This window comes from Arcticibacter sp. (assembly GCF_053551015.1).
Genome location: NZ_JBMQOB010000017.1, coordinates 80,245 through 104,668 on the forward strand (window position 1 = coordinate 80,245; position 24,424 = coordinate 104,668).

General features: G+C 46.0%; 20 protein-coding genes. 11 read left to right on the forward strand and 9 right to left on the reverse strand.

The window, feature by feature from the left end; all coding sequences use genetic code 11:
* Nucleotides 1-51: 51 nt before the first annotated feature.
* Genes ACO1NU_RS11640 through rlmB form a run of 3 tightly spaced genes read right to left on the reverse strand, consistent with a single transcriptional unit; the run spans nucleotide 52 to nucleotide 3,477 of the window.
* The gene (locus ACO1NU_RS11640) at nucleotides 52-1,956 is read right to left on the reverse strand and encodes a DUF294 nucleotidyltransferase-like domain-containing protein (RefSeq protein WP_448818658.1); all 1,905 of its coding nucleotides are present in this window, start codon (nucleotides 1,954-1,956) and stop codon (nucleotides 52-54) included.
* 5 nt (nucleotides 1,957-1,961) lie between these two features.
* On the reverse strand, nucleotides 1,962-2,660 hold the full coding sequence (locus ACO1NU_RS11645; RefSeq protein ID WP_448818659.1) for a 3'-5' exonuclease: 699 nt from the start codon (nucleotides 2,658-2,660) through the stop codon (nucleotides 1,962-1,964).
* Between the two features lie 52 nt (nucleotides 2,661-2,712).
* Nucleotides 2,713-3,477, reverse strand: coding sequence for a 23S rRNA (guanosine(2251)-2'-O)-methyltransferase RlmB (gene rlmB / locus ACO1NU_RS11650; RefSeq protein WP_448818660.1), 765 nt, complete (start codon nucleotides 3,475-3,477; stop codon nucleotides 2,713-2,715).
* Between the two features lie 254 nt (nucleotides 3,478-3,731).
* Here rlmB and dnaB point away from each other — a divergent pair, with 254 nt between their 5' ends.
* Nucleotides 3,732-5,300, forward strand: a complete 1,569-nt coding sequence (gene dnaB, locus ACO1NU_RS11655; RefSeq protein WP_448818661.1) for a replicative DNA helicase — start codon at nucleotides 3,732-3,734, stop codon at nucleotides 5,298-5,300.
* Between the two features lie 5 nt (nucleotides 5,301-5,305).
* On the opposite strand, the gene chrA is transcribed toward dnaB, so the two are convergent.
* Together chrA and ACO1NU_RS11665 are read right to left on the reverse strand one after the other, a co-directional pair.
* Nucleotides 5,306-6,529 (reverse strand): chromate efflux transporter, encoded by a 1,224-nt coding sequence (gene chrA, locus ACO1NU_RS11660; RefSeq protein WP_448818662.1) that lies wholly within the window; start codon nucleotides 6,527-6,529, stop codon nucleotides 5,306-5,308.
* Nucleotides 6,522-6,857: a tetratricopeptide repeat protein gene (locus ACO1NU_RS11665; protein ID WP_448818663.1), complete on the reverse strand. Its 336-nt coding sequence runs from the start codon at nucleotides 6,855-6,857 to the stop codon at nucleotides 6,522-6,524. The genes chrA and ACO1NU_RS11665 overlap by 8 nt, the downstream gene beginning before the upstream one ends.
* Before the next feature lie 68 nt (nucleotides 6,858-6,925).
* Between ACO1NU_RS11665 and ACO1NU_RS11670 the strand changes: the two genes are divergently transcribed.
* Together ACO1NU_RS11670 and ACO1NU_RS11675 are read left to right on the forward strand one after the other, a co-directional pair.
* A complete protein-coding gene (locus ACO1NU_RS11670; RefSeq protein WP_448818664.1) occupies nucleotides 6,926-7,522 on the forward strand; it encodes a bifunctional nuclease domain-containing protein in 597 nt (198 codons plus the stop codon).
* A 37-nt stretch (nucleotides 7,523-7,559) separates the two neighbouring features.
* Nucleotides 7,560-8,828, forward strand: a complete 1,269-nt coding sequence (locus ACO1NU_RS11675; RefSeq protein ID WP_448818665.1) for a NupC/NupG family nucleoside CNT transporter — start codon at nucleotides 7,560-7,562, stop codon at nucleotides 8,826-8,828.
* 76 nt (nucleotides 8,829-8,904) lie between these two features.
* On the opposite strand, the gene ACO1NU_RS11680 is transcribed toward ACO1NU_RS11675, so the two are convergent.
* On the reverse strand, nucleotides 8,905-10,194 hold the full coding sequence (locus ACO1NU_RS11680; RefSeq protein WP_448818666.1) for a citrate synthase: 1,290 nt from the start codon (nucleotides 10,192-10,194) through the stop codon (nucleotides 8,905-8,907).
* 241 nt (nucleotides 10,195-10,435) lie between these two features.
* On the opposite strand from ACO1NU_RS11680, the gene ACO1NU_RS11685 reads away from it, so the two are divergent.
* Both ACO1NU_RS11685 and ACO1NU_RS11690 read left to right on the forward strand, forming a co-directional pair.
* Complete coding sequence (locus ACO1NU_RS11685; RefSeq protein ID WP_448818667.1) at nucleotides 10,436-10,822, forward strand: response regulator; 387 nt, start codon at nucleotides 10,436-10,438, stop codon at nucleotides 10,820-10,822.
* Between the two features lie 7 nt (nucleotides 10,823-10,829).
* On the forward strand, nucleotides 10,830-11,918 hold the full coding sequence (locus ACO1NU_RS11690; protein ID WP_448818668.1) for a sugar transferase: 1,089 nt from the start codon (nucleotides 10,830-10,832) through the stop codon (nucleotides 11,916-11,918).
* A 21-nt stretch (nucleotides 11,919-11,939) separates the two neighbouring features.
* On the opposite strand, the gene ACO1NU_RS11695 is transcribed toward ACO1NU_RS11690, so the two are convergent.
* Genes ACO1NU_RS11695 through ACO1NU_RS11705 form a run of 3 tightly spaced genes read right to left on the reverse strand, consistent with a single transcriptional unit; the run spans nucleotide 11,940 to nucleotide 17,475 of the window.
* On the reverse strand, nucleotides 11,940-14,069 hold the full coding sequence (locus ACO1NU_RS11695) for an OmpA family protein (RefSeq protein ID WP_448818669.1): 2,130 nt from the start codon (nucleotides 14,067-14,069) through the stop codon (nucleotides 11,940-11,942).
* Nucleotides 14,070-14,074: 5 nt separating this feature from the next.
* Nucleotides 14,075-15,004, reverse strand: a complete 930-nt coding sequence (locus ACO1NU_RS11700; RefSeq protein ID WP_448818670.1) for a PorP/SprF family type IX secretion system membrane protein — start codon at nucleotides 15,002-15,004, stop codon at nucleotides 14,075-14,077.
* A complete protein-coding gene (locus ACO1NU_RS11705) occupies nucleotides 15,004-17,475 on the reverse strand; it encodes a T9SS type B sorting domain-containing protein (protein ID WP_448818671.1) in 2,472 nt (823 codons plus the stop codon). Before ACO1NU_RS11705 ends, ACO1NU_RS11700 begins: the two co-directional genes overlap by 1 nt.
* A 402-nt stretch (nucleotides 17,476-17,877) precedes the next feature.
* Here ACO1NU_RS11705 and ACO1NU_RS11710 point away from each other — a divergent pair, with 402 nt between their 5' ends.
* From ACO1NU_RS11710 to ACO1NU_RS11735, 6 genes are read left to right on the forward strand one after another with little or no spacing between them, the layout of a single operon-like run.
* Nucleotides 17,878-18,561 carry a TolC family protein gene (locus ACO1NU_RS11710; RefSeq protein WP_448818672.1) on the forward strand — a complete coding sequence of 228 codons (684 nt, stop codon included), beginning with the start codon at nucleotides 17,878-17,880 and terminating at the stop codon, nucleotides 18,559-18,561.
* On the forward strand, nucleotides 18,562-20,736 hold the full coding sequence (locus tag ACO1NU_RS11715; RefSeq protein ID WP_448818673.1) for a GumC family protein: 2,175 nt from the start codon (nucleotides 18,562-18,564) through the stop codon (nucleotides 20,734-20,736).
* Nucleotides 20,733-21,926 carry a glycosyltransferase gene (locus ACO1NU_RS11720; protein WP_448818674.1) on the forward strand — a complete coding sequence of 398 codons (1,194 nt, stop codon included), beginning with the start codon at nucleotides 20,733-20,735 and terminating at the stop codon, nucleotides 21,924-21,926. The genes ACO1NU_RS11715 and ACO1NU_RS11720 overlap by 4 nt, the downstream gene beginning before the upstream one ends.
* A complete protein-coding gene (locus ACO1NU_RS11725; protein WP_448818675.1) occupies nucleotides 21,923-22,063 on the forward strand; it encodes a hypothetical protein in 141 nt (46 codons plus the stop codon). The genes ACO1NU_RS11720 and ACO1NU_RS11725 overlap by 4 nt, the downstream gene beginning before the upstream one ends.
* Complete coding sequence (locus tag ACO1NU_RS11730) at nucleotides 22,063-23,583, forward strand: O-antigen ligase family protein (protein WP_448818676.1); 1,521 nt, start codon at nucleotides 22,063-22,065, stop codon at nucleotides 23,581-23,583. The genes ACO1NU_RS11725 and ACO1NU_RS11730 overlap by 1 nt, the downstream gene beginning before the upstream one ends.
* A complete protein-coding gene (locus ACO1NU_RS11735; RefSeq protein ID WP_448818677.1) occupies nucleotides 23,570-24,424 on the forward strand; it encodes a glycosyltransferase family 2 protein in 855 nt (284 codons plus the stop codon). Before ACO1NU_RS11730 ends, ACO1NU_RS11735 begins: the two co-directional genes overlap by 14 nt.

The window sequence follows — 24,424 nt, forward strand, 5'->3', positions numbered from 1 at the left end:
AATGATAGCAGTCAAGGTGCTAAATGATGAGAATCATTAAACCTCAGGCATTTAACCGAACAAATTATTGGTGTATTCGCGTCGCAATCTCGACTGAAATGTCTCTATCGTGCGAAATATCTCTTTTAGTGTTACTTGCTCAATTTTCGTCAGGCTGTTCGGGTCTATATAGTTCTCCGGAACGGCCTTGTCGTGTATGATTTGGCTGGCTTGCTTTTTCAGGCGCATAGCCATCAGGTAGTAATAAGATTGGTTGAGCTCATGGTATTCCGACTCCGAGAACACCTTTATATCTTTGAGCGCTTTCAATCGTTCACCCGTATTCGTTTTGAAAATCCTATTTTTCAAACAATATAAGCGAACCAGATCGACAATGGGAGTCATCGCCTTTTTAATATCAAAGACCTCTTGCTCCCCGACAGTGATTGTCCGTATATTTTTAAAGAATGTAAGAGGTGGTTGATATTGTACCGCGTTATTCGCCATATGGAAAAAGAGTTTCTCCATGGGCTCATGAAGCTTTTCATCCAGGAACTGATGCAGTTCAGCGATGATGTTCTTGTCTCCATAAATATAGCGGCAATCGAAAAAAGTAGAGAACTTGATTACTGTCTCAGGTAAGGATTCTTCCATCCAGCTGACATAATTCCGTTTCCAGTGCGAGAGAGAATGCGTCCAGGCCGGATTACTCGCCATAAATCCACCTGTACAGTAACTGAACCCTATATAATCCAGCTTCTCGGAAACAATCTTCGCAAAATTCAGGAAGTACTCCCTAACCAACTCCCTTTGCTCATTCGCCTTATCCTCATAAATGATTGCATTGTCCTGATCAGTCTTAAGCGTCTGCTCCTTCCGGCCTTCACTGCCAAGCACCATGAACACGAACTTTGCAGGCGGCTCTCCTACGCGCTTAATCACTTCCTCAATCACTTTTTGCGCTATTGTATCTGCAATCGTCGAAATGATCTGGTTAATGATCTCCGCGTTGACTCCACGGCCAAGAAGCTGTGTGATCATCTGTGGTACCTGCTGCCATTTCGATCGGAGCTCTTCTACCGAAACAGCCAGCTTAACAGATTGTACATATACCAGCGGTGACTGTGCCTGTTCACTCAGCAAACGGTTACGGCTGATGATGCCCTTATAGACACCCTGATCCTCCACCAGAAGATACTTCGTCTTAGTCGAAAACATCATCAAAACCGCCTCATAAACAAATGCCTGGCTACTTATAGTCGTCACAGGGTTATCTGCCACTTCAATCACAGGCGCATCATAGTTTCCTCTCGCAGCGATCACTTTATCTCTGAGGGTTATATCGGTAACAAAGCCCAGTACTTCTGACTCAGCATTGCGGACAATCAAACAACTGGTCTTATTCTCTGCCATGATCGAGGCGGCCTGATAAATCGGAGTGTCAGCATCGCAGTAGACGATATCCCGGTATCCAATGCTTTCGATGCGTCTTGAATACAACAGTTCTGATGCGAGATAGCTTTCCTCAAATGAAGTAGGCTTCTTCGCGAAATGAGCGAACTCTTCATTCAGCATCCTGCGTCCAAAGTCGGCAGTAAAATGATGGAAGAACTCCTCATAAGCCGTGCATAAGGCCCTGAAGTCTTTACGTGGAAGGAAATAAACCACCGTGCCTTTCCTGGCAATGACAGTCCTCAATGAACGCTTCCTGTTTAACAAAACCGAAACGCCTCCATAGCAGAAGCCGGCATCGTGATGTTCCTCCATGCGCCTCGCATGTGAGCTATCATAGAAAAATGACTCGTACGTACCTTCAACGATGATATCGACTCCCTTCATCTTAGTCACTTCCTGCTGATAGATTACCGTATCCTTTGTATACCGTACTTCATGCAGAAGATCAGCAACCCCTAGCAGCACCTCATCGGGTAGTATATTAAACGGAAGAACATTTTTTAGGAATTCAGCGCGTGTCATAGATTCTAGAAAAGAAATGAAATGAGTATGGTTACCAGGCACAGTACAAGCACCGGAAGTGCAAAGGAAAACTTCTTTGAGGTCAATTTCACCTTATCGAGAGCTTTTTGCTGAGCCTGAATGATTTGGTCTGTGATGTCGCCCCTGTTCTTCAGTTCAAAAAAACAGCGGGCTGTAGCGATAGAATCGTCCAGGGCATTGTGCGGATTCAGGAGATGCTGATTAAACAGCTGCTCGTACAGCTGGCCAAGTCTTAAGAAACTAGCCGACGGATTTTGCACCATCTTCATCGTAGCGATCATCGTGCAGAAGGCTGGCAAATTCAACGCCGGGTTCGGAAGACCCGCACGGTAAAAATCAGCGCCGATCATATGCAGATCAAGCTCTGTGAAATGCCCAACGATGATGGGCTGGTACTTGAGAAGGTCCGCCGCCAGATCTTTCATAACCTCTTCTCTCGTCCGGCCATGCTTCTTCCGGTATTCATCCGAAAAGCCGTGGATATTGAACGACCCTTGCGAAACCACAAAATCGTCATCGGACACGAAATGGTCTTTCTGCACCACCTCTTCGCCCAATGTCGTGTATACAACCCAGGATACCTGCACGATATATGGCCAGTTCCCGGGTTTGCCGTAGGGCTTGTCCCATTTCTTGGGCAGTCCTGATGTCTCGGTGTCTATAAATAGATAATAATCATTCACCTTAATTTTGGTTAGTTTAATGTCCTCTCAATAAACTACTATATGCTGACCTTTAAACGGTCCGCTGTCTCACGGCTTCATAAAGAATTACGCCCGCAGACACAGATACATTGAGCGAACCAATTGTTCCACTCATCGGTATTTTCGACAGATGATCCGCAATCCGCATGATCTCAGAAGAAATCCCATCTTCTTCTGAACCCATCACGATCGCTGTCGGACCTTTGAAATCAACTTTATATAAGTAGTCGTTCGTCTTCTCCGTACAGGCAACAATTTGTATACCAGATTCCTGCAGATAACGCACCACTTTACCCAGGTTCTCATGCCTGCAAACAGGAATATTGAAAAGCGCTCCTGCCGACGTCTTGATCGTGTCAGGGTTAATCTGCGCCGACCCTTTAACAGGAACGATAATGGCATTTACACCTGAACATTCAGCTGTTCTCGCAATCGCTCCCATATTCCGCACATCTGTAATTCCGTCCAGAATCAGCAGTAAGGGAACCTCTCCTTTCTCGTAAATCTGAGGAACAATATCTTCTATCTTCTGATACGTGATCGGAGATATCATCCCAATCACGCCTTGGTGATTCTTCTGCGTAATGCGATTTAGTTTCTCAACCGGTACCTGTTGATAGGTAATCTCAGCCTCTTTTAATAAGACCCTTAACTCATTAAATAAAGCACCTGTAAGACCACGCTGCACGTACACAGCCTCAATATCCTGTCCGCTTTTTATCGCTTCGATCAAAGCGCGGATACCAAAAATCATCTGGTTATGCTCCCTGCGGGCCCTCTCGGAATTAGTATTCATTCATAAAAATTTATCTGACAAATTACCGTTTTTTTGAGCATATAATACTTAATAAATTCTCGAACGATTTCGTTTTTAACATCAATTAATTTTACTAACATACCCCGAACGTAGCTAAACGCCTGATAATTGCACTACACTAACAACTTATCCACATTTCAATGTGGATATCTAAAACCCGTGCTATTGTAAAAAACACCATCCTTCTGGTTTGTTGTGCAGAACTACACAAAGCGTTTATGTATTTTTGCAGCATGAGTTTAGACATGGAAAATGGGGGATTCAACCCTGACAGGAAATCCACGGGTACAGACAGGCGCGCTCGTCTTACAAACATGGTAAGCGGGCTCGGAAAGCTACCTCCTCAGGCTCTAGATTTAGAAGAAGCGGTTTTGGGTGCGCTCATGCTGGAGAAAGACGCGCTGTCTGCAGTCATTGACATTCTTAAACCTGAACTCTTTTACAAGGAGTCGCATCAGAAGATTTTTGCTTCCATCGCTACCCTTTTCCAGAAGTCCTCCCCGATCGACATTCTGACGGTAACGTCTCAGCTCAGGCAACAGGGCGATCTGGAAATGGTTGGAGGCGCATTTTACATAACAGAGTTAACCAACCGTGTTGTATCTGCAGCGAACATCGAATATCATGCGCGTATCATCTCTCAAAAGTTCATTCAGAGAGAGCTTATTCGAATCTCTACTGAGATCATTCAGAATGCTTACGAAGACACCACAGATATATTTGACCTTCTGGACCATGCTGAAAAGAACCTTTTCGACATAGCCCAGAATAACCTCCGCCGTGATTCAAGAAAGATGGACGATATCATTCGCGAATCGCTGGATTCCCTGGAAAAACTGCGTGACCGTGTTGACGGACTTACCGGTGTACCTTCCGGCTTCACCGCACTCGACAGAATGACTTCCGGATGGCAGCCGTCTGACTTAGTTATCATTGCGGCACGTCCGGCAATGGGTAAGACAGCATTCGTACTAAGTTGTGCGAGGAACGCCGCCGTTCAGTTCAACAAACCGGTTGTGGTCTTCTCTCTCGAGATGTCCTCCGTTCAGCTGGTAAACAGGTTGATCTCGGGAGAAACGGAAATCGAACAGGAAAAAATCCGAAAAGGCAACCTAGCCGAGTGGGAATGGCAGCAGCTTCACTCCAAAATAGGCACCTTAACAGAGGCTCCTTTGTTCATAGATGACACACCGGCATTGAATATCTTTGAATTCAGAGCTAAATGCAGGCGACTAAAAGCCCAATACGACATCCAGATGATCATCATTGACTACCTGCAGCTGATGCATGGTAAGGGTGAAGGCAAAGGTGGTAATCGTGAGCAGGAAATTGGTAGCATTTCCCGTGCACTTAAATCTGTCGCAAAAGAGTTGAACGTACCCGTTATCGCACTTTCTCAGTTGAGTCGTGCAGTTGAAAGCCGCCCGGGAGGGAACAAAAAGCCGATGCTCTCCGATTTACGTGAGTCTGGTTCCATTGAACAGGATGCCGATATGGTACTCTTCCTGTACAGACCGGAATACTACGGACTCACCGAGGATGAAGAAGGTCGTTCCACAGTCGGTATTGGCGAAGTAATCATTGCCAAGCACCGTAACGGTGAAACAGGCACGATTCCTTTGCGTTTCGTAGGTAAGTATGTGAAGTTTGCCGACCTGGAAGATGACTTTAGTGTCAACTCAGCGGCAGCGAGCACAGACCCCTTTGCTGGAATGGCTCCTTCAACAGACTTCGATAAGCCAAACAGCTTCATCACCAGACCATCCAGAATGGATGAGATGGACGACGAAGCACCTTTCTAAGGCTCCTAAGATATAAAACCGATCAGAACCCCCATCAGGATCAACCAGGGGGTTCTGATCCTGGTAAATTGCAGCAAACCAATAGTAGCAAGGATAATCCCAGACTCAAAAATCCCCACTGCCGGCGTCTTTGAGAATACCGGCTGCAACAGGAACAGAAAAGCCGCAATAACAAAGCCCACAGCCACTGCATTGATTCCTGAAAGCGACTTCTTTATGCGACCGATCTTCTTCAGATCATTCCAGAAAGGCACGAAGAACAACACCAGGATCACACCCGGCAGGTTAATCCCGAGGGCAGCAACCACGCCGCCTGCAATCTGCCCGGGAAGTCCATTACCCGCATTTTTCATGGCCATCGTGCCTACAAAAGAAGTAAACGAAAAGGTAGGTCCCGGAAGTACCTGCTGAAACGCATAACCACTCAGGAACTGGTCAGAAGTCAGGTATCCTTTCATCTCCACAAACTCGGTGAACATCAGCGGTACAAGCACCTGCCCCCCTCCGAAAATAATGACACCGTTCCGGTAAAAGTTTTCAAACAGGCGGATAGGTAAACTAAAGGGCGATGTTTGATTGATAATCGCACCTAGCGTCGCGAACAAGAGCAGAATACCAATAAAATACAGCACTTTCTTCTGGTTAATTCCCTTGAAAACACTCGTTTGCAGATCCTTCTCATCAGGCGAATTTTCGAGAGCAGAGGAAATTATCCCGCCCATCAGAATCAGAATCGGAAAAACAAAGGCGTTCTTCAGAATCAGCGTTACAACCACCGCCGCAAAGGCAAGCCATAAACTCAGCCTGGTTTTCAACTGATGCCGACCCAGCGTAATAGAAGCATAACCGACTATGCCGACTGCAATGGGTTGTATATAAGCCATCACATGATGATAACTCTCCCTTGTACCCAGAAAGGAATAAATGACCCCCATGAAGCATAGAAAAGCAGCAGAGGGGAATATCCAGATAAGGAAGGTAATCAGAGACAGTGACAAGCCTCCCACCTTGTAGGCTATACCCACCAGCGTCTGCGTGGAAGAGGGTCCGGGAAGCAGCATAGTCATCGCATTCAGCTCCATTAGCTCAGACTCGCTGATATACCGCCGCTTCATCACAAACTCTTTGAGCATCATCGCAAGGTGTGCCTGCGCTCCGCCGAAAGCTGTCAGCGTGAATACCAGAACATCCCGCAAAAACAACAGCTTCCTGGCATTGAGTTTAGTCATCTTCGTAGTTCTGGCCGGTGGCAGATAGATATACTGTTTGTAATTCAGAAAAAGCGTGCATATCACGAACAGCCTTTGCAACAGACATTCCTTTCTGATAGGTTTTTATCGCGTCTTCTGTTCTTCCCAACCTTTCGTAGAGCTTACCGGCATGATAATACGTCCCCACATACTCTTCATGATTCGTCAGCAGGTCCTCGAAGTAAGAAAGCGCTTTCTCAAGCTCAAGTCTTTTCGTATATTCAGTTGCGAGAGCATATTTAATGAAGGGATCTGAAGGATCATTTTCCAAAAAAGCGAAAAGCTTTTGCAATCGGTCGTCGTTCATTATAAAAAAATGCTTTTTTAATCTATTTTTGCAAAATAAAACAAAACAGGCGATTAAGGGTAAACGGAATGAAAAAAATCAAATTGGAAATTGTGGGGTTATCTTACAGTCAGACACAGTCCGGCGCTTACGCTCTCGTATTGGGGGAAGTGAATGGACGACGCCGGCTACCCATCATAATAGGTGGATCAGAAGCGCAGGCCATAGCTGTCGAAATCGAAAAGATGACACCGACGCGCCCTCTTACTCACGACCTGTTCAAGTCGTTTGCTCAAGCCTTTCAGATTAACATCCAGGAGGTAATTATTTACAATCTCGTAGACGGAATATTCTTCGCCAAACTGATCTGTAGCGACGGTGATCAAATACAGGAAATTGACGCCCGCACGTCAGATGCAGTAGCCCTTGCCGTACGCTTTGCCTGCCCTATCCATACATACGAATTCATACTCGCATCCGCAGGCATTATGATTGAAGGCAATGACTTTGTCTTCCTTGAAAATATAGACAGCGCGGCCGGAGAAGAAAAGCAGGAAGCCAGCGCAGGCTATACCGCACTAAGTGACGACGAGCTGAAAGAAAAGCTGCAACAAGCACTTGCTGAAGAAGCATATGAAAAAGCCGTTAAGATCCGTGATGAGCTCTCCAAAAGAAAGTCTTCCTAAGACCTCCCAAGAATTTTACAAATACAGAAATATATAAATGGAAAGATTCACCGGCATAATCGGTATCGTACTGATTTTCGCCATCGCTTTTTTGATGTCTAACAACCGTAAGGCCATCAACTATCGTCTTGTTTTATCCGGTTTAGCCATCCAGCTCGTTCTAGCCGTATTTATCCTTAAAGTTCCTGCAGGAAAACAAATATTCGCGTGGCTTGGCGCAGGTGTCACCAAAGTACTCGACTTCTCTCATGCAGGTGCCAACTTCGTCTTCGGCCCCCTGGCTAACAGAATAGCACTTAACACAGCATTCGGAGTAGATACCATCTTCTTCTTTAACATCATCCCTACCATCATCTTCGTAGCAGTACTCGTCAGCGTCGCCTATTATCTGGGTATCATGCAACGTATTGTAAAGGTATTCGCCTATGGAGTTTATAAGCTCATGGGAGTTTCGGGAGCTGAAGCTCTCTCTAATATCGCCAGTGCGTTTGTAGGACAGGTAGAAGCCCAGATCATGATCAAACCTTATCTCAGAGGCATGACCATGTCGGAGCTCCTTGCATCCATGACCGGTAGCATGGCCTGTATTGCCGGAGGCGTTATGGCGATCTACATCTCTTTCGGCGTGCCGGCAGAGTACTTGCTGGCAGCCAGCATCATGGCCGCGCCGGCTGCCCTTGTCATCTCAAAAATAGTCTGGCCTGAAACCGAGGTCTCTGAAACAAAAGGCGAGGTATCGCTTGAAATTAAGAAAACCAGTGCCAACCTGGTAGACTCCATATCACACGGCGCCAGCGACGGATTGAAAGTAGGCTTAAACGTGGTCGCTATGCTAATCGGCTTCATTGCGATCATCGCCCTTGTTGACTATGTTCTGGGAAGTATCGGTTCCGTTCTGGGCGGATGGGGCTTATCGCTTTCTTTTGTAGGTATTGACATTCATCACCTGAGCCTGAACCAGATTCTCGGAGCTTTATTCTCGCTCTTCGCCTGGGCGATGGGAGTTCCCTTCAAAGATATTCACACAGCCGGCTCCTTAATGGGCACCAAAATGGTGATCAATGAATTTGTTGCCTATCTTGACTTAGCCAAGATAAAAGATACCATAGACCCGAAAACCCTCGTCATCACCAGCTTCGCTTTATGCGGATTCGCCAATTTCAGCTCTATTGCGATACAGGTGGGTGGCATCGGAGAACTTGCTCCGGAAAGAAGATCGGATCTTGCAAAATTGGGCGTAAAAGCACTGATATGCGGTACGCTTGCCTCCTATCTTTCCGCAACGATTGCCGGAATTCTCCTCTAAAAAGAGACGAAATATAAAACATAAAAAAGGGTGCCTGAAAAATTTTCAGACACCCTTTTTTATGTTAAAGGAGAAATTATCCTCTCTCCGCAATATCAACATATTGCTTCTCAACTCCGCCAACATATACCTGACGAGGTCTGCCGATAGGCTCTTTGTTCTCTTTCATTTCTTTCCATTGTGCAATCCATCCCGGTAGACGTCCCAGAGCAAAAAGGACGGTAAACATGTCTGTCGGGAATCCTAAAGCTCTGTAGATAATCCCTGAATAGAAATCCACATTCGGGTACAATTTACGCTCTACGAAGTAAGGATCGTTCAGCGCCGCCTCTTCAAGCTTCTTTGCGATCTCCAGGATCGGGTCATTGATACCCAACTTATCAAGGATCTTATCACAAGCTGACTTTATAATATTAGCTCTAGGGTCGAAGTTCTTGTAAACACGATGACCGAAGCCCATCAAACGGAAGTTATCATCTTTATCTTTTGCTTTGTTGATCCACTTCTCGGTGTCACCACCGTCGTTCTTGATGAGCTCAAGCATTTCAATCACCGCCTGGTTAGCCCCACCATGTAACGGCCCCCATAGCGCTGAAATACCGGCAGAAATAGAAGCAGGTAAATTACATCCTGAAGAGCCAACGATACGAACAGTGGATGTTGAGCAGTTCTGCTCATGGTCTGCATGAAGGATCAGCAGCTTATCAAGTGCATCTACTACTACAGGATCAATCTCCACTTCTTCTGTAACCTGACCAAAGGTCATATTCATAAAGTTCGCCACATAGCTCAGGCTGTGCTTCGGATAAATAAAAGGCTCACCAAGTGATCCCTTGTAAATCCACGAAACGATAGTCGGCATTTTAGCAAACAGCTTAATAATGCTTAAGTTAATATCTTCCTCAGAGGGGTTAGGATTAAGGCTCTCAGGAGAAAATGCCGATAGCGAACTAACCAGTGAGCACAACTGGCCCATCGGATGTGCCTTCGGAGGAAATCCGTCATAGAACTTCTTCATATCCTCGTGAAGAAGCATATGCTTGCTTATCTGAAGTTTGAAATTATCAATCTCTGTCTGAGTCGGCAGGTTTCCATAAATCAACAAATATGCAACCTCGATGAAGCTCGACCTTTCTGCAAGATCCTCAATCTTGTATCCGCGATACTTCAGGATACCCTGCTCGCCATCCAGGTAAGTAATAGCACTTTTGGTACTGCCAGTGTTTTTAAACCCACTGTCTAGTGTAATATATCCGGTCTGATCTCTCAGCTTTGAAATATCTATAGCTTTTTCATTCTCAGTACCGGTAATAACCGGTAACTCGTACGTTTTATCTCCTAGGTTTAATGTAGCTTTTTCTGACATAATTTGGGTGTTGCAACGCAAAATTAATTAAATATGTAAATCCTGAAAGTTAATTATGGAATCGTATTGTAATTTTTTTGTAAGCGCAAACTAAGAAATTATCCCGTTTAAATCGCTTTTTGGTTAATTTCCAGTTCACAATATACCATTTATGTGTATCTTTATGTAAAGATTTCAAACCTTTTCACATTACGGGCGTAGAACGTATACATTACACCGGAAGCCAAGCAGACTTTACCTTATGAAGAAAGAAATACTTATAGTGGATGATGAGATAAGTATACTGAAGCTACTGAACTTTGTACTTTCCAAAGATTACAAGCTGGTCATAAAAAATAGTGGAGTAGAAGCAATCAGCTGGCTTGAAGAAGGTAACGACCCAGCCCTGATTATATCCGATCTTCACATGCCCTATTTTGATGGCACATCCTTTATTCACAACCTGAAAGTAAGTGGCTATTATCGCGATATACCCGTCATTTTGCTATCCGGTAACGATGACTTGCAGGGAGTTGCCGATAGCATGAGCAGGAAGGCTGAGGCTTACATACATAAACCTTTCAATCCGGAAGCATTGAAAACAGAGATTACCAAGCTCCTTTCTACACGAAATAAACCCGCAAATTAACTAACAGATGTTGTTTGAATCATCATTGAGCACGCTCAGCAGATCCGGTGTGAATGCCCGTATCGTTTATGTTGGAAATGAACTGAAAGATTACCTGTTCATTGATCTTTCTACTTACTATGATGTATACCCGGGGGAGCTGACTATTCACAATATAGAGAGCTTTCTAAACGATCAATCGCTTCTTACTCTTCCCGATATCTTGCTCATCGAAGCGGACTTCAAAGGTGAGTGGATTCAAAAGGTGGGTAACATCAAGAAGAATCCCCTATTGGGCGGTATGATCATCGTCGTCTTGTCTGCCTTCGTAAATAAAGAGTGGAAGAGGAAGGCTATTTCCCTAAAGGTACACGATTACTATAACTATCCCTTCCCCACCGAAGACCTTTGTGAACGTCTTTCCTTCCTGGTCAAGTTCAAGTTGATTAAACCTACCCTGACAGAATTATCGGGAAAGGTGGACGTACGATATACAGTTCCAGGTTATAAACGGGCGTTCGACATCCTGGCCTCAGGCTGCGCACTGATCATTCTGTCACCGCTGTTCCTATTTGTTGCAGCATGCATCGCACTCGAATCACGCGGGCCGGTGATCTATAAAAGCAAGAGAGTTGGCACAGGCTACAAAATCTTCGATTTTTATAAATTCCGGTCTATGAGGACCAATGCGGATAAAGAAATCGCCCTGCTCTCCTCTTTAAATCAATACACTGATTCGGAAAAGGGTAAATCTGCATTTGTCAAGATCAAGGATGATCCTCGTATCACCAAGGTTGGCAAGTTCATCAGAATGACCAGTATCGACGAACTCCCTCAGCTCTTCAATGTGCTGGTTGGCGATATGTCTATGGTAGGCAACCGTCCGCTTCCGCTTTACGAGGCCGAAATGCTGACTTCAAACGAGTGGACTACACGCTTTCTCGGACCTGCAGGGCTTACCGGCTTATGGCAGATCAGCAAGCGGGGAAAAGAAGATATGTCTGAACGGGAACGTAAAAAACTCGACAATTTCTACGCAAACAAATATTCATTCTGGCTGGACCTGAAGATTTTACTGAAAACCTTCCCGGCGTTATTACAGAAGGAAAAGGTCTGAGACCTTTTCCTTCTCTTCAAATTAAAGTTCGTCGCAATCCAGCTGACTGAGGTTCACACCATTCAGAATCACATCAAACTCCGTTCTTCTGTTCAGTTGCTGGTCTGCTTCCGAACAGATTACACCATCGTAGCAGCGGTTTAACAGTCTGGTTTTACCGTAGTATTCCACTTTGATACGACTGCCGCTGATACCTCTTGAAATCAGATAGCTTCTGGCCGACATACCTCTCCTCATCGATAGATTACGATTATACTCTTCTGAAGCGCGGCTGTCGCAATGACTTGACGTAATCACGCTCATCTCTGGGTGTGCTCTCATCAGCGCTGCCAGCTTGTCCAGCGAGCGACGCGCATCAGCCCGGATTTCATCCCTGTCCAGATCATAAAAGATGCTCTCCACCGCAAAAACGCGTTTGAGGGAGTCGCAGTTAGAAATGACATATTGTTGTGAACTTTCCGTTTTGAATAGCTGTACATCGGTCCTTACAACAGAGTCTGTTTCAATGCCTATTGATGACCGGAAAACGAGCTGATTCACATAGCCAAGCTTCTGAGCAGTGATTTCATAGTCAGTCTCCTTTTTCATGTCGAGCCTGAACTCTCCCCTCGCGTTTGTATGAACTGTATCTGTTCCATCCAGCGTCCTGAGCAACAATCTGCTTCCCGCAAGGGGCAAGCGCGATCTTCCATCTGTAACCCGGCCTTCCAGGATCACCCTGTAGGTAGCTTGTTCAAAGTGATAAATATCGTCATTACCTCCCCTGTTAGACGAGAAGTAACCGCTCTTACCATCTGCAGTCCTGATGAAGCCGAAATCATCTTTAGACGAATTGATCGGAGTACCCATATTCCGCGGTGCACCGCTAGGTCGCATATTTACCAGAGAAACCTGAAAGACATCCAGTCCGCCAAGTCCCGGATGCCCCGTTGATGCAAAGAACAAGACCCCCTCAGCTGATATGGAAGGAAACTGCTCATTTCCCTCTGTATTGATCTGTTTCCCCAAGTTGATCGGACGGGTCCACTGGCTTCCCGAGCGTACCGAATAATAAAGGTCCGTACCTCCATAACCACCAGGCATATCAGAAGAAAAGACCAGGATATTCCCGTCGGGAGTTAGTGCAGGATGCCCGGTCGAATATTCATCGCTGTTATACGGAAACTCCGAAATTGTCCCGAGCTTGTTCCCTGTGGCAATGTACAGCTTCAGCTTGTTGATCCCCTTCTCACTCTGTCCGGCCCGACCCCTGAAATAGTTGTTACGGGTAAAAATAATTGAACCGTCAGGAAAAGCGGCAGCGGGACCTTCATGATACTTCGAGTTTACGTTTCCCCGGAGCAGCTCTATACCATTATTCAGAACGGGACTGGCACCTGTAGAGTCGCCGTATACCGATGGATCAAACTGACCCAGTGTCTTGCTGTCATTGGATGTCGGAGCCGTATCATCATCATTTTGCTTCCAACCAAGACTGGGCCTTTTAAGATAAGAACCAATGGAATGATCGTTCATCGTTCTGATACGCTTCAGATCGTTGATATAGTACAGATTGGTAAAAGGGGTATTATCCCATGGAAAAACTCTCTTTACGGGATGCTCGGTGACCCTGTTGCTGTTGAACAGAAGGCCATTCTTATAGAAAACCGGACCATATTCCGAAGCAGAGGTGTTAAGATCCGTAAGCGAGACCCTCCAGAAGGTCGCCTCATTTGCAAATGCCCCGGGATTCGAACGTGCGAAAGCTAATGCCCTCCGGTCTGCAGGGATCAAGCGCAGGTATGCCCTGTACCAGTTCTCAGACTTCTCGTACTGTTGATCCGTAGCCAGAGCTTCCGCATAGAATAGTGCCCATTCAGCCTTCAAAGGCTTCGTTTGACTCAGCTTTTCATACCAGCGGAGAGCCTCCGGATATCTTTTCGTCTGTCTGAAACTGTAGGCCAGCATCTCCATGGCTTCCACATTGGAGGAGTCTGCCACCAGTACCCGGCTCAAACTTCCTATTGCATCCATATACCGGAATGAATCAAATGCAGACTTCCCTGCCTTGAAAGATCTCGACTGGTTTGAAGACTGCGAATAGGCTGTACTACCCAGGCATACACATGCCAGGCAACAAGCTAAAAAAAACCTTTGTAAAAAGTGTTTCATAAGACTTAAAAGTATCTGGGCGACAGTATTTTTCCGCGTTCAAAGCCGAATTCATAACGCAACATAATTTCATGACTGCCTGAATTGAAATTACGCAGCCGGGTAACACTGTGATCATAGCTGTAACCTATCCGGATCTGCGGGCTGGCCTGCACTTCAAGGATACCGGCAACATCTGCATTCGTACGGTACTGACCACCTACAGCAATCACATCGTTTATCCACAGCATGGCGTTTAAATCACCTTCAAGTGGAGCTCCTTTTACGGCTTTAACCAGAACGGAGGGCTTCAGCTTGAAGGTTTCATCCAGCGTAAAGACATAGCCGGTGGCAAAGAACAAATGGAGATTTTTGAAGCTGCCTCCGGCGTAATCCTCAGGAGCCTCATATTCTGTGATCCGGGTGTTCAGGAGATCCTGAGCCGATAAGCCCACATAGAACTTATCGGAATTATAATAAACACCGGTGCCGAAATTAAACAGCATCTTATTAACGTTCTCTGAGAAGGCCGGGTCATATACCCCGCCGCTTCCCAGATCTACACTGGTATAGTCAGCACGATACTGGACACCACTACCCTGAACGCCAAAAGCAAGCGAACCTTTGTCCATCCTGATCCTGTATGCGTAGCTCAGAACGGCACCCGTGGTCTTCGAAATTCCCAGCTGATCGTTGATCAGCTGCAATCCGACCCCCACCCGCTTGCTCCGGAACGGAGCGTCGATAGTCAGCGTGGTGGTCTTGGGTGCCCCCTCCATTCCTGACCATTGATTGCGGTGCAATGCCGTCGCCGAAACAACATTCCTGCTCCCCGCATACGCCGGATTGATAGCCATGGTATTAAACATGTATTGCGAATACATGGGATTCTGCTGCGCCACCCCAGCAAGGGCGCTTGTAAGCAGGATAGTTATTGTTATGAGTTTGAGTTTCATTACCTGTTGATTGTGATATAGCCCGACATTTTATCCTGACCATCTATGATAACCACATAGTAGTACGTGCCGACCGGAACATCATCACCTATATGGATTCCCTCCGTACATCGCCCGTCCCAGTTATTCTGGTAGTCTGCGGCCCGATAGATCCGGTTCCCCCATCTGTTGTATACTTCTAAATGAATCTTCCGCCCTAAGCTATTTTGAATGATCAGAAAATCATTGATGCCGTCGTTATTTGGTGAAAACCCTCCGGGAATGAACAGGCTTTCCCTGACCAGAGAGACAGGCGTTGGATCTGAGGGACTTGGGTCGCCTGAAATTCTGGAGTCCGGAGATAGTCCGTTTGTTGATTGATCAGATACTTCTACGCCGTCACGTATAGATCTGCCCCGTACAAACGAAGTGTTTGTATACGTTGAACTCTCAGACGCGGGATAAACGATCAGATCAAGTACTACAGACTCCTTGTTCTCTGCCCTGATCGTGCTCTCAGGCAGCAGGAGCTCCTTATCAGAACTCCCGTCGAATCCTGAATTGACCTGCAGGGTGCCGCTGCTCGACAAGCCGCTAACGGTGAAACGCGATTCCTTAAACGTTGCGGTGAGATCGTCAACAAGGCTTAACTGATCAACAAGCACATTGCTGTAGTTAACGACCGTGAAGATAAACCTCAGATTATAACTTCCGTCTATGTTTTTCACCACCGAACTGACTGCCTTTGCAAGACCGATTTTTACCGGTAGGTTGATCACCACATTTACCCGACCCGGTGTCGACTGGTTGCCTTCTCCATCTACAATTACATATTCAAAATCATCAGGACCCGAATAACCGGGATTAGGTATGTAGATGATCTGGCCTGTAACCGGATCGATGGTTACTGTACCATTAGAAGGTGGTCTCGTGATGATGACAGAACCACCCGGTGGAACAGGAACATTAACGACAACCCGCCCGTCTACAGGACCGCTCACTGCGATGTCAGGAGCAGTAAACACCAGAGAATTGACGGTAATCAGTACATCATCAAAGTCCTGGCACCCCCCGGCTGAAGTAAGGGTCCACCGGAAGATGTAAGCACCCGCAATTAAGTTACTGACAGTTGATGTTGAAGATGCAGAATTGCTAAACACCACCGTATTCGGTCCCGTTATCTGGGTCCAAACTCCGGTTCCTGAAGCGGGGGTGTTTCCGCGGAGCGTGTAGCTTCTTCCGGCTGTTCCGACGCTCAGTATGGTATCTCGTCCGGCATCCGACTGAACGGGTGACGGGCTGATCGTGACGCGTATGGGTGCCGGGTCTGATTGAGCACCGTAATTATCTCTCACGGTATAGCTCGCTGCGGCCGTACCCGTAAAACCGCTTACCGGCGTAAAAGACACAATTCCTTCTGTGTTGACCGAAAACGTCCCCTGCCCTGCTACCGTAAAAGCCGTTTGCACGCCTTCCAGAGAGGGGTTAAGGTCCACGGATGCTGTATTGATCACTCCGCCTTCATTAGACTTGTCATTTAGCGTCACATCGAGAAAAGCAGGCTGCCCGGCACATACAGTAAGGCTGTCAGCAATCACCGTAGGCTTCGCCAGCTCACCAACGTTAATAACATCTATCTGAACGTTCCGTATCTCATGAAAATTAGTCTGATCTCCGGTTGAAGACGCTATTCCATAGCTCAGCGTAGCCGGAGCGATGTCCGGATAGTAATAATTGTCAATAACAGTGGTTGTGATCAGTCGGGCTCCCCCGCGGGAAATTCGCACGGTGATATTATATCCGCCCCTGGGATCAGGCACCAGTTCCATAGAAACTCTCCGGTATCCTGCTAACGTGGGACTAGAATTTCTGGAAGGTCCCCCAACCGTAAGAGGAAATCCAAGGTCCTCCGTTCTGACCGTCGTCAGGAAGCGGTAATTGTCGGGAACAAGCGCCGCTCCGTCCCCCCTGCCCCGCAAAGTGACAGATCCCGGTCTCCGCCCCGGAATACCACCCTGTCTTCCTTCGTTGGTATTGGAAAAATTACCAAATTCGTCCAGACCAATAGCCAGGTAGCCCTTTGATACTCCTGGAGAAACCGGGACCGTAGTCGTGATTTGCGCATAACCGAGTGATCCTCCGAATCCCCCGATCACAAAAGGATTAGCGGTAGCATCAAATAAGAACAAGCTGATTCCGTCAGCTCCGCTACCCCCATAAATATAATATTCAAAATCTACGGATAAGCCCTTAGACGATGGAAAAGTACTTGTACTATAAACGAAGCCCTTCTGATTATTTGCATTATTGGTGAGCCGGAGGTATCCGTTTCCCACCGGATCTATACTCGTTCCGGCCGGCCCGGTGCCCGGTGCTGCGGTTAAGAACGCGGAGGGTGCGCCTCCGAATATAACGCCCTCAGCTGTAGCATTCCTAAAACTCTCATTATAAGGAAATTGAGCCTTCGCGACATTCGAGAGAGTTACGACCATCAGAAAACATGTGATAAGCTGTAAAGATTTGGTCATAAAAATTTAAATAGAGCGTGTAAATTAGCTACAAACATATGATAACAACGGTGTTTTTTAAATAGAGCCTGACCGTTCGCCTGAAACAAAAATACAGCCAGGGACAACCACACAACAAATTCGACGCTCATTAGTTGTAAAACACTGATAACGATGTCATTTAATTTAGCATACCCCTAACTTATATCGACAAAAAAGCCCGATCCTTATTGTGTGAATGTCAACTCACACCCAACATGTGAACTTTCTTCCCCATATGTGAAAATAATATCAAAAATTAGAAAATCATCCTTATTTTTAATAACATCTTGTTAAACCAATAAAATGGCGAAAGTTGTTTATTTTCGCCTCTTTCTACGACTAACAATGTTCAAGAAGAAAACATCTGCTCTACTCTTTTTTCAATTTGTCCTGATCTTTCAGATTGCGACCGCACAGGAATCGATAATGACTGAATATTCACCTTTGTATGTTCAAAAGTTGATCGCAATTGCCAAAGAAAACTATCCAAAATCTAAAGCCTATGATCATCAGGTCAGGATTGCAAAGAATAATCTATCAGGTGAAAAGGCAGCATGGCTGGATCCTTTCTCATTTTCCTATCTTCTGAGGTCAGGTGACAGGACCCTTGACATTGTAAATCCTCAGCTCCTTACAGGATACCAGTTTGGTGTGTCCATAAGTCCCGGTACACTCCTGAGGAGACCGTTCACTATCAAAGCAGCAAAAGAAGAAGTCGCGATCGCGCAGCTGGAACAAAATGAATACGCACTTCAGCTGGAAACCGAGGTCACCCGCAGATATATGTATTATCTCCAGAGCTTGAACACACTCAGGTTGCAGAACAAAATTGTTGTCGACGCTGAAACCTCATTCAACGATCAAAAACTAAAATATCAACGAAGCGAAATTACCCTGCAGGAATATAATACAGCATCAACTTCTTTGTCCAGCGCGCAAATGTCCCGGGTGCAAGCAGAAGCAAATATGATTACCGCCAAGTCATCACTTGAGGAATTACTGGTTAGAAAATTGGAAGAAATAAAGTAAATGGAAGACCTCTATAAGTTCATCAGGCTTTTAAAAAAGAATCGCCTTACCCTGATCATCATACCTGCCCTGACCCTGGTCATCACCTACTTCCTGGTTAGAAATCTTCCAAACTCCTACGTATCACAATCACAAATCGCTACAGGAATTGTAGATCAGACACAAACCGCGATCACAGGCGAAAACGGCCAGAAAGGATGGGCTGAAGTGAATCAGGAGTTTGGTAATCTCATTGAGATGATGAGATTAAAAAAAATACTGGATCAGGTATCTTATAAACTCATTATCCATGACCTGAATTCCAAAACTCCATTCAGAGACATCCAGTCAGTGCTAAACGAAACTAGTGAACGCGAGAAACAACAGATGATCATAACGTTCCAGGACAAATACGCCAAATCTGAAGGGCTGAATCTCTGGGATAAAAAACAGAGTCAACTGCATAATATCTTACGTGATCTCAAATACGACAATGAATCTCTTAAAAACCGTATCGGTATAGGTCGTGCAGGCGACAGTGACTTTATCAATGTTGAATTTGATTCAGAAAATCCACAGCTGTCTGCATTCATCGTCAATACAGTAATAGAAGAATTTATCAAACACTACGCCTATGTCGTGAAGACCAACCAAAGGCGGGCCAATGTGTTTCTCGACAGCCTGGTTGCTCAGAAAAGATCGGAGATGAACTCCAGGATCGCGGCACTTAGAAACTATAAAATTGAGAACCGTGTGCTGAATCTGGAAGAGCAGTCCAGTCAGCTATATGGACAAATAATAGAATACAACAATCAAAAACAGGCTATTCTGAAGGAAATAGCCGCCAATACAGGTGCAGTTGAGGAAATCGAAGCAAAATTCGCTCCCCGGGAGCGAAGCTATCTGGAGTCATCTCTCACCAAGGCAAACCAGAGACTGGCCTCTACCAAGGATGAGTTAAAGTCTCTTTATGACCTCTACGTGCAGAATGATTTTGATCCTGTAAATAAAGCATCCATAGATTCTTTGCAGCGGATCCTGAATTATCAGATCAACACTTCAGCAGATCAATACCTGAACAGCCCGCTGGCCACCAAACAGACGCTCGTCGAACAGAAAATACAACTGGAGGTGCAGCTCGACCTGTCCAGATACAGCTTAAACACGATCAACAGAGAGCTGAACAACCTGAACGGACAGTTTGACCAGATGGTGCCGCATGAAGCCGAGGTTCAGTCTCTCGAACGTGAGGTGCAGATCTCCAGCACAGAATATCTTGACGCACTCAACAAGTTCAATCAGAGCAGTTTGGAATCGGGCTTTACCATCAAGCTTAGCCAGGTGCAAAAAGCGATGCCTGGACTGCCTCAGCCTTCGAAAAAGATGCTTCTGGTGATACTGAGCGCCATAATATCATTCGTATTCTGCCTGGTGGTGCTTTTTATCCTGTTTTTCCTGGATAACTCCATTACCACTGCAAAGGATCTGGCAAACAAAACGAATGTTCCCGTCCTGGGTGTTCTGAATAAAGTGCGCGGCTCAAAGGTTGACCTAAACGCCATCTGGTCAGGCTCCACCTCAGCAAACCTGGATACATTTAAAAGCCAGTTACGCTCTATTCGATTCGAAATTGACCGCGAGCTTCAATCCGGAATAATTGCGATAACAAGCATGAAAGAATCTGAAGGAAAAACCCTTCTGGCCCTCAGCTTAACGCATGCCTGGAAGATGACCGACAAGAAAGTCCTCCTGATCGATGGGAACTTTGGGCATCCCGACATAAGTCAATCTCTGGAAGGAAAAGTCTTCATCGAAGATTATCTCACAGGGGCAATAGGACTCACCCATATCAGCCCCTCTTCCGCGGTTACCGTTCTCGCAAATAAGGGGCAAGACCGGTCTCCATTGGAAATTGCGGATGCGCCAACGATCTCGGCTAAGCTGAAAGAGCTCAAGACGATCTTTGATATTATCATTATTGAAACGCCGCCAGTATCCGCTATGAACCAAAGCAAGGAGTGGATGCTCTTTGCCGGCAATATCGTGGCAGTGTTCGAGGCGGGACAAACCCTCAGCGACGAAAAGAAAAACCATATACAATACCTGAAATCCCTAGAGAACAAGTTCGACGGCTGGGTGTTGAACAAGAATGAACCGCGCGACGGAAATACGAATGTGACGAAAAGTAAAGCATGATGGTAGCAAATGTAATCTGGAAGATCGTTCAATGCTTAGTCGGATTTTACCTCGTGTGGCCGTCTCTGCTATCTCTCCTATGGAGACTCAGGCGCCGGACTACTCATCTGCGATCAACCGGCACTCCGCAGGATACCGACTTTGCCATTATCGTAACCGCTTACGAGCAAACGCATACGCTGCCTGCAGTGGTCTCCTCTATCCTCCAGTCGAACTATTCCAATTATCATGTGTATGTAGTTGCCGACAAATGTGATATAACAGGACTTGATTTCGGCAGCCAGAACGTATCACTATTACGTCCCGCCGAGACACTGGGCAGCAATACTAAATCGCACTTTTATGCTATAGATCGCTTTGTGAGGCCCCATACACATCTCACAATTATTGATAGTGATAACCTTGTTCACCCCGAATATCTGAATGAACTCGTTTTTGTGCTTCAGCAGGGATTTCAGGCCGTTCAGGGAGTCAGAGAAGCCAAGAACCTGGATACCACCTACGCGTGCCTTGATGCCGCCAGGGATATCTACTACCATCATTACGATGGTAAGCTGCTCTTTGAATCAGGCTCTTCGGCTACCTTGGCCGGCTCAGGAATGGCATTTTCAGTGCCGCTGTACAAAGCATGTCTGCAAAACAATCCTGTTGAGGGTGCAGGTTTCGACAAGGTTCTTCAGGCTGCTATTGTCGGCAGAGATTTAAGAATTGCTTTCGCCGAATCAGCAATCGTTTACGACGAAAAAACCTCCCGTTCTGATCAGCTAGTGCAACAAAGGTCACGTTGGATTAACACCTGGTTCAAGTATTTTTCTCTCGGGTTTTCTCTTGTCGGTAAAGGCATCAAAAACTCCAGTCTGAATCAGCTGCTTTTTGGCATTACTCTTTTAAGGCCCCCCTTGTTTATCTTCATCCTCCTATCTGCTCTCTGCCTTCTTATTAACCTTCTGGTGAGTCCCCTGACCAGCCTGATCTGGTTGCTTGCTTTTATGATCTTCATCTACGGCTTCTATAGTGCACTCTCCAAGCCCACAACAGACAGACGCATATACAAGTCATTAAAGAACATTCCTAACTTCATGTACTATCAGCTTCTATCTCTGTTGAAGATCAGGAAAGCAAATAAAATCTCTGTAGCGACCAAGCACTATCATTCAAGATCGATCGACAAGCTAAACGAGGAGAAATGAGGGTAGATCCTGTCAAAAAAGACCATGAGAAGATCCGCAGGCTGGAGATGAAGCTGCAGGAATATAAGCGGAAAGCGGCAATAGCGTTGGTTTGCCTGATCGTTTATTACTTTTTCATCAAGTTGATATTTTTATAATGAAAGATGTCATCAACTTACGCAAGCCGCACAAGAAATTTAGCTTGGCAGCCTATTTAAAACGGATTTTTCTGGTCGAAAAACTGAACAATCCGGAAGGCTTGATCCTGCTCTCTGTATTCAGCGTCTTCTGCTCCTTTGTCGTTTACAGGCAGGGAATGACAGGAGGAATATTATTGCTCGTTGCCATGCTCGCCTTACCTGCTGTTTTCGGGATTGTTGCATTCCCGCGATTCGGCATACTGATCATATTTATCGCGGCGTACCTGGTCATGTGGATCTATGGGATGATCTCCAGTATACCTCTCGGAACGGTAATGGACGGTATTCAGGCACTGCTTATTCTGGGCTTTCTACTTGCCCAGAAACGGAAACCCGACTGGAGCGTCTTCAAGGAACCTATTGGAATCATCATCCTGATCTGGGTGGCTTACAATGTCTTACAACTTGCAAATCCAACAGCCGAATCCCGCATGGCCTGGCTGTACACCGTTAGAACAGTGGCAGTTGTTACTTTAATGTACTTTATCTTCAGTCACAATATCCGCACGCTCCGCCTGGTTAAATGGATGCTGAAGATATGGCTGGCGCTGGCGCTCTTCGCAGCGGCTTATGCGTTTAAACAGGAACTCTTCGGCTTTTCCTCCTGGGAGCTAAAGCGCCTCGAGGATCCCGGACTTCGAAGTCTTTACTTCATAGGCGGTCACTGGCGAAAATTTTCCATCTTTTCGGATCCGGTAGCATTTGCGTACAATATGGTTTCTGCAACGCTGTTTTGTATATGTATGCTCTTCGGACCTGTCAGCAATACAAAGAAGATCCTTCTGGCGTCTATGGCATTCATTTTCTTTCTCGCGATGATGCTTTCCGGAACGCGAGGTGCATACGTCCTTGTTCCGGCGGGTTTGATCCTGCTCGCCATCATGAAATTGAACAGGAACATGATTATTTTCAGCATCATAGCCGGAGCAATCATGGGGGCGCTGATCTTCATGCCAACATCGAGTCCAAGCATTCAGCGCTTCCAATCTGCGTTCCGGCCCTCTGAGGATGCTTCATTCAATGTGAGGAAAATCAATCAGGCAAAGATCCAGCCGTTCATACAGACCCACCCCTTCGGTGGCGGACTAGGGTCAACCGGCACCTGGGGCGAAAGATTTTCGCCCAACTCTGAACTTGCTAAGTTCCCGCCCGATAGCGGATATGTCAGGGTAGCGGTAGAAACAGGCTCTATCGGTCTCCTGTTAATCTGTACATTGATGGTTATCATCCTGATTACCGGGATCAATAATTCTTTCCGGATTCAAGATCCTGAGCTACGATCGTATTGTCTGGCCATGACCGTAATTGTCTTCGCCTACGCCGTCGGAAACTACCCGCAGGAGGCTATCGTGCAATACCCCTCCAATATTTATTTCTACTTTTTCGCAGCACTAATTACCATAACCAAGCGTTTGGACATAACGAAGAGAAAGAATATTCACCTTTCAAACCTCAACAATACTGATGAAAATACCTGATTGGATAAAGGATGTTAATCTGCCTTATAACACGTATAACGATATTCCGCAGAGCGCTATAGATGAAGTAAACAGCCGGCTAGATGCTGTTCTAAGCAACACACCGGTAATAACCGTCCTCATTGCTGCCTATAATGAAGAGGCAAACGTACTGCGCTGTATAGGCTCGCTATCCAGATCTAAAACACGTATCCCCTTCGAGATCCTCGTCGTGAACAATAATTCATCAGACAGAACACAGGACACTCTTGACCGGCTGCATGTTAGAAAAGTATTTCAGTCTATACAAGGCTGCGGACCTGCCAGACAAATGGGTCAGGAAAATGCTAAAGGGGAGTATATTTTACTCGCTGACGCGGATTGTCTCTATCCCGATTGCTGGATCGATGAAATGATGAAAGTTTTACGCGAACCCGGCGTGGTTTGTGTATATGGCAGATATTCTTTCTTGCCTGAGCCAGGATATCCAAGGTGGCAGCTCTTTATACTTGAACGGCTAAAGGATGTGATTGCCTCTTACCGGCAAATTAAACGCCCCTATCTGAATACATACGGTATTAGTATGGGGTATATAAAGGAGTTTGGACTCAAGGCAGGCTACGTAATGGCGAATATCAGGGGTGAGGATGGAAGACTTGCTTTCGATATGATGAAATATGGTAAGATAAAGCCTGTAACATCAAATGCTGCACGGCCGTGGACCGGACCCCGCACCCTGGCCCTGGAAGGAAGCTTCACTAAAGCACTGAGCAATAGAATAGTAAAGGAAGTTAAGCGCTCATTCCAGATGCTCAGATCAGAGAAAGATCACGACACCAAAACTTCTAAGAACGAAGGCTAA

Excerpts from the sequence above, each read along its gene's own strand:
- ACO1NU_RS11640 (WP_448818658.1), bottom strand. The coding sequence starts at position 1,956 with ATGACACGCGCTGAATTCCTAAAAAATGTTCTTCCGTTTAATATACTA.
- rlmB (WP_448818660.1), bottom strand. The coding sequence starts at position 3,477 with ATGAATACTAATTCCGAGAGGGCCCGCAGGGAGCATAACCAGATGATT.
- dnaB (WP_448818661.1), top strand. The coding sequence starts at position 3,732 with ATGAGTTTAGACATGGAAAATGGGGGATTCAACCCTGACAGGAAATCC.
- chrA (WP_448818662.1), bottom strand. The coding sequence starts at position 6,529 with ATGACTAAACTCAATGCCAGGAAGCTGTTGTTTTTGCGGGATGTTCTG.
- ACO1NU_RS11665 (WP_448818663.1), bottom strand. The coding sequence starts at position 6,857 with ATGAACGACGACCGATTGCAAAAGCTTTTCGCTTTTTTGGAAAATGAT.
- ACO1NU_RS11670 (WP_448818664.1), top strand. The coding sequence starts at position 6,926 with ATGAAAAAAATCAAATTGGAAATTGTGGGGTTATCTTACAGTCAGACA.
- ACO1NU_RS11675 (WP_448818665.1), top strand. The coding sequence starts at position 7,560 with ATGGAAAGATTCACCGGCATAATCGGTATCGTACTGATTTTCGCCATC.
- ACO1NU_RS11680 (WP_448818666.1), bottom strand. The coding sequence starts at position 10,194 with ATGTCAGAAAAAGCTACATTAAACCTAGGAGATAAAACGTACGAGTTA.
- ACO1NU_RS11685 (WP_448818667.1), top strand. The coding sequence starts at position 10,436 with ATGAAGAAAGAAATACTTATAGTGGATGATGAGATAAGTATACTGAAG.
- ACO1NU_RS11690 (WP_448818668.1), top strand. The coding sequence starts at position 10,830 with ATGTTGTTTGAATCATCATTGAGCACGCTCAGCAGATCCGGTGTGAAT.
- ACO1NU_RS11695 (WP_448818669.1), bottom strand. The coding sequence starts at position 14,069 with ATGAAACACTTTTTACAAAGGTTTTTTTTAGCTTGTTGCCTGGCATGT.
- ACO1NU_RS11700 (WP_448818670.1), bottom strand. The coding sequence starts at position 15,004 with ATGAAACTCAAACTCATAACAATAACTATCCTGCTTACAAGCGCCCTT.
- ACO1NU_RS11705 (WP_448818671.1), bottom strand. The coding sequence starts at position 17,475 with ATGGTCGTAACTCTCTCGAATGTCGCGAAGGCTCAATTTCCTTATAAT.
- ACO1NU_RS11710 (WP_448818672.1), top strand. The coding sequence starts at position 17,878 with ATGTTCAAGAAGAAAACATCTGCTCTACTCTTTTTTCAATTTGTCCTG.
- ACO1NU_RS11715 (WP_448818673.1), top strand. The coding sequence starts at position 18,562 with ATGGAAGACCTCTATAAGTTCATCAGGCTTTTAAAAAAGAATCGCCTT.
- ACO1NU_RS11720 (WP_448818674.1), top strand. The coding sequence starts at position 20,733 with ATGATGGTAGCAAATGTAATCTGGAAGATCGTTCAATGCTTAGTCGGA.
- ACO1NU_RS11725 (WP_448818675.1), top strand. The coding sequence starts at position 21,923 with ATGAGGGTAGATCCTGTCAAAAAAGACCATGAGAAGATCCGCAGGCTG.
- ACO1NU_RS11730 (WP_448818676.1), top strand. The coding sequence starts at position 22,063 with ATGAAAGATGTCATCAACTTACGCAAGCCGCACAAGAAATTTAGCTTG.
- ACO1NU_RS11735 (WP_448818677.1), top strand. The coding sequence starts at position 23,570 with ATGAAAATACCTGATTGGATAAAGGATGTTAATCTGCCTTATAACACG.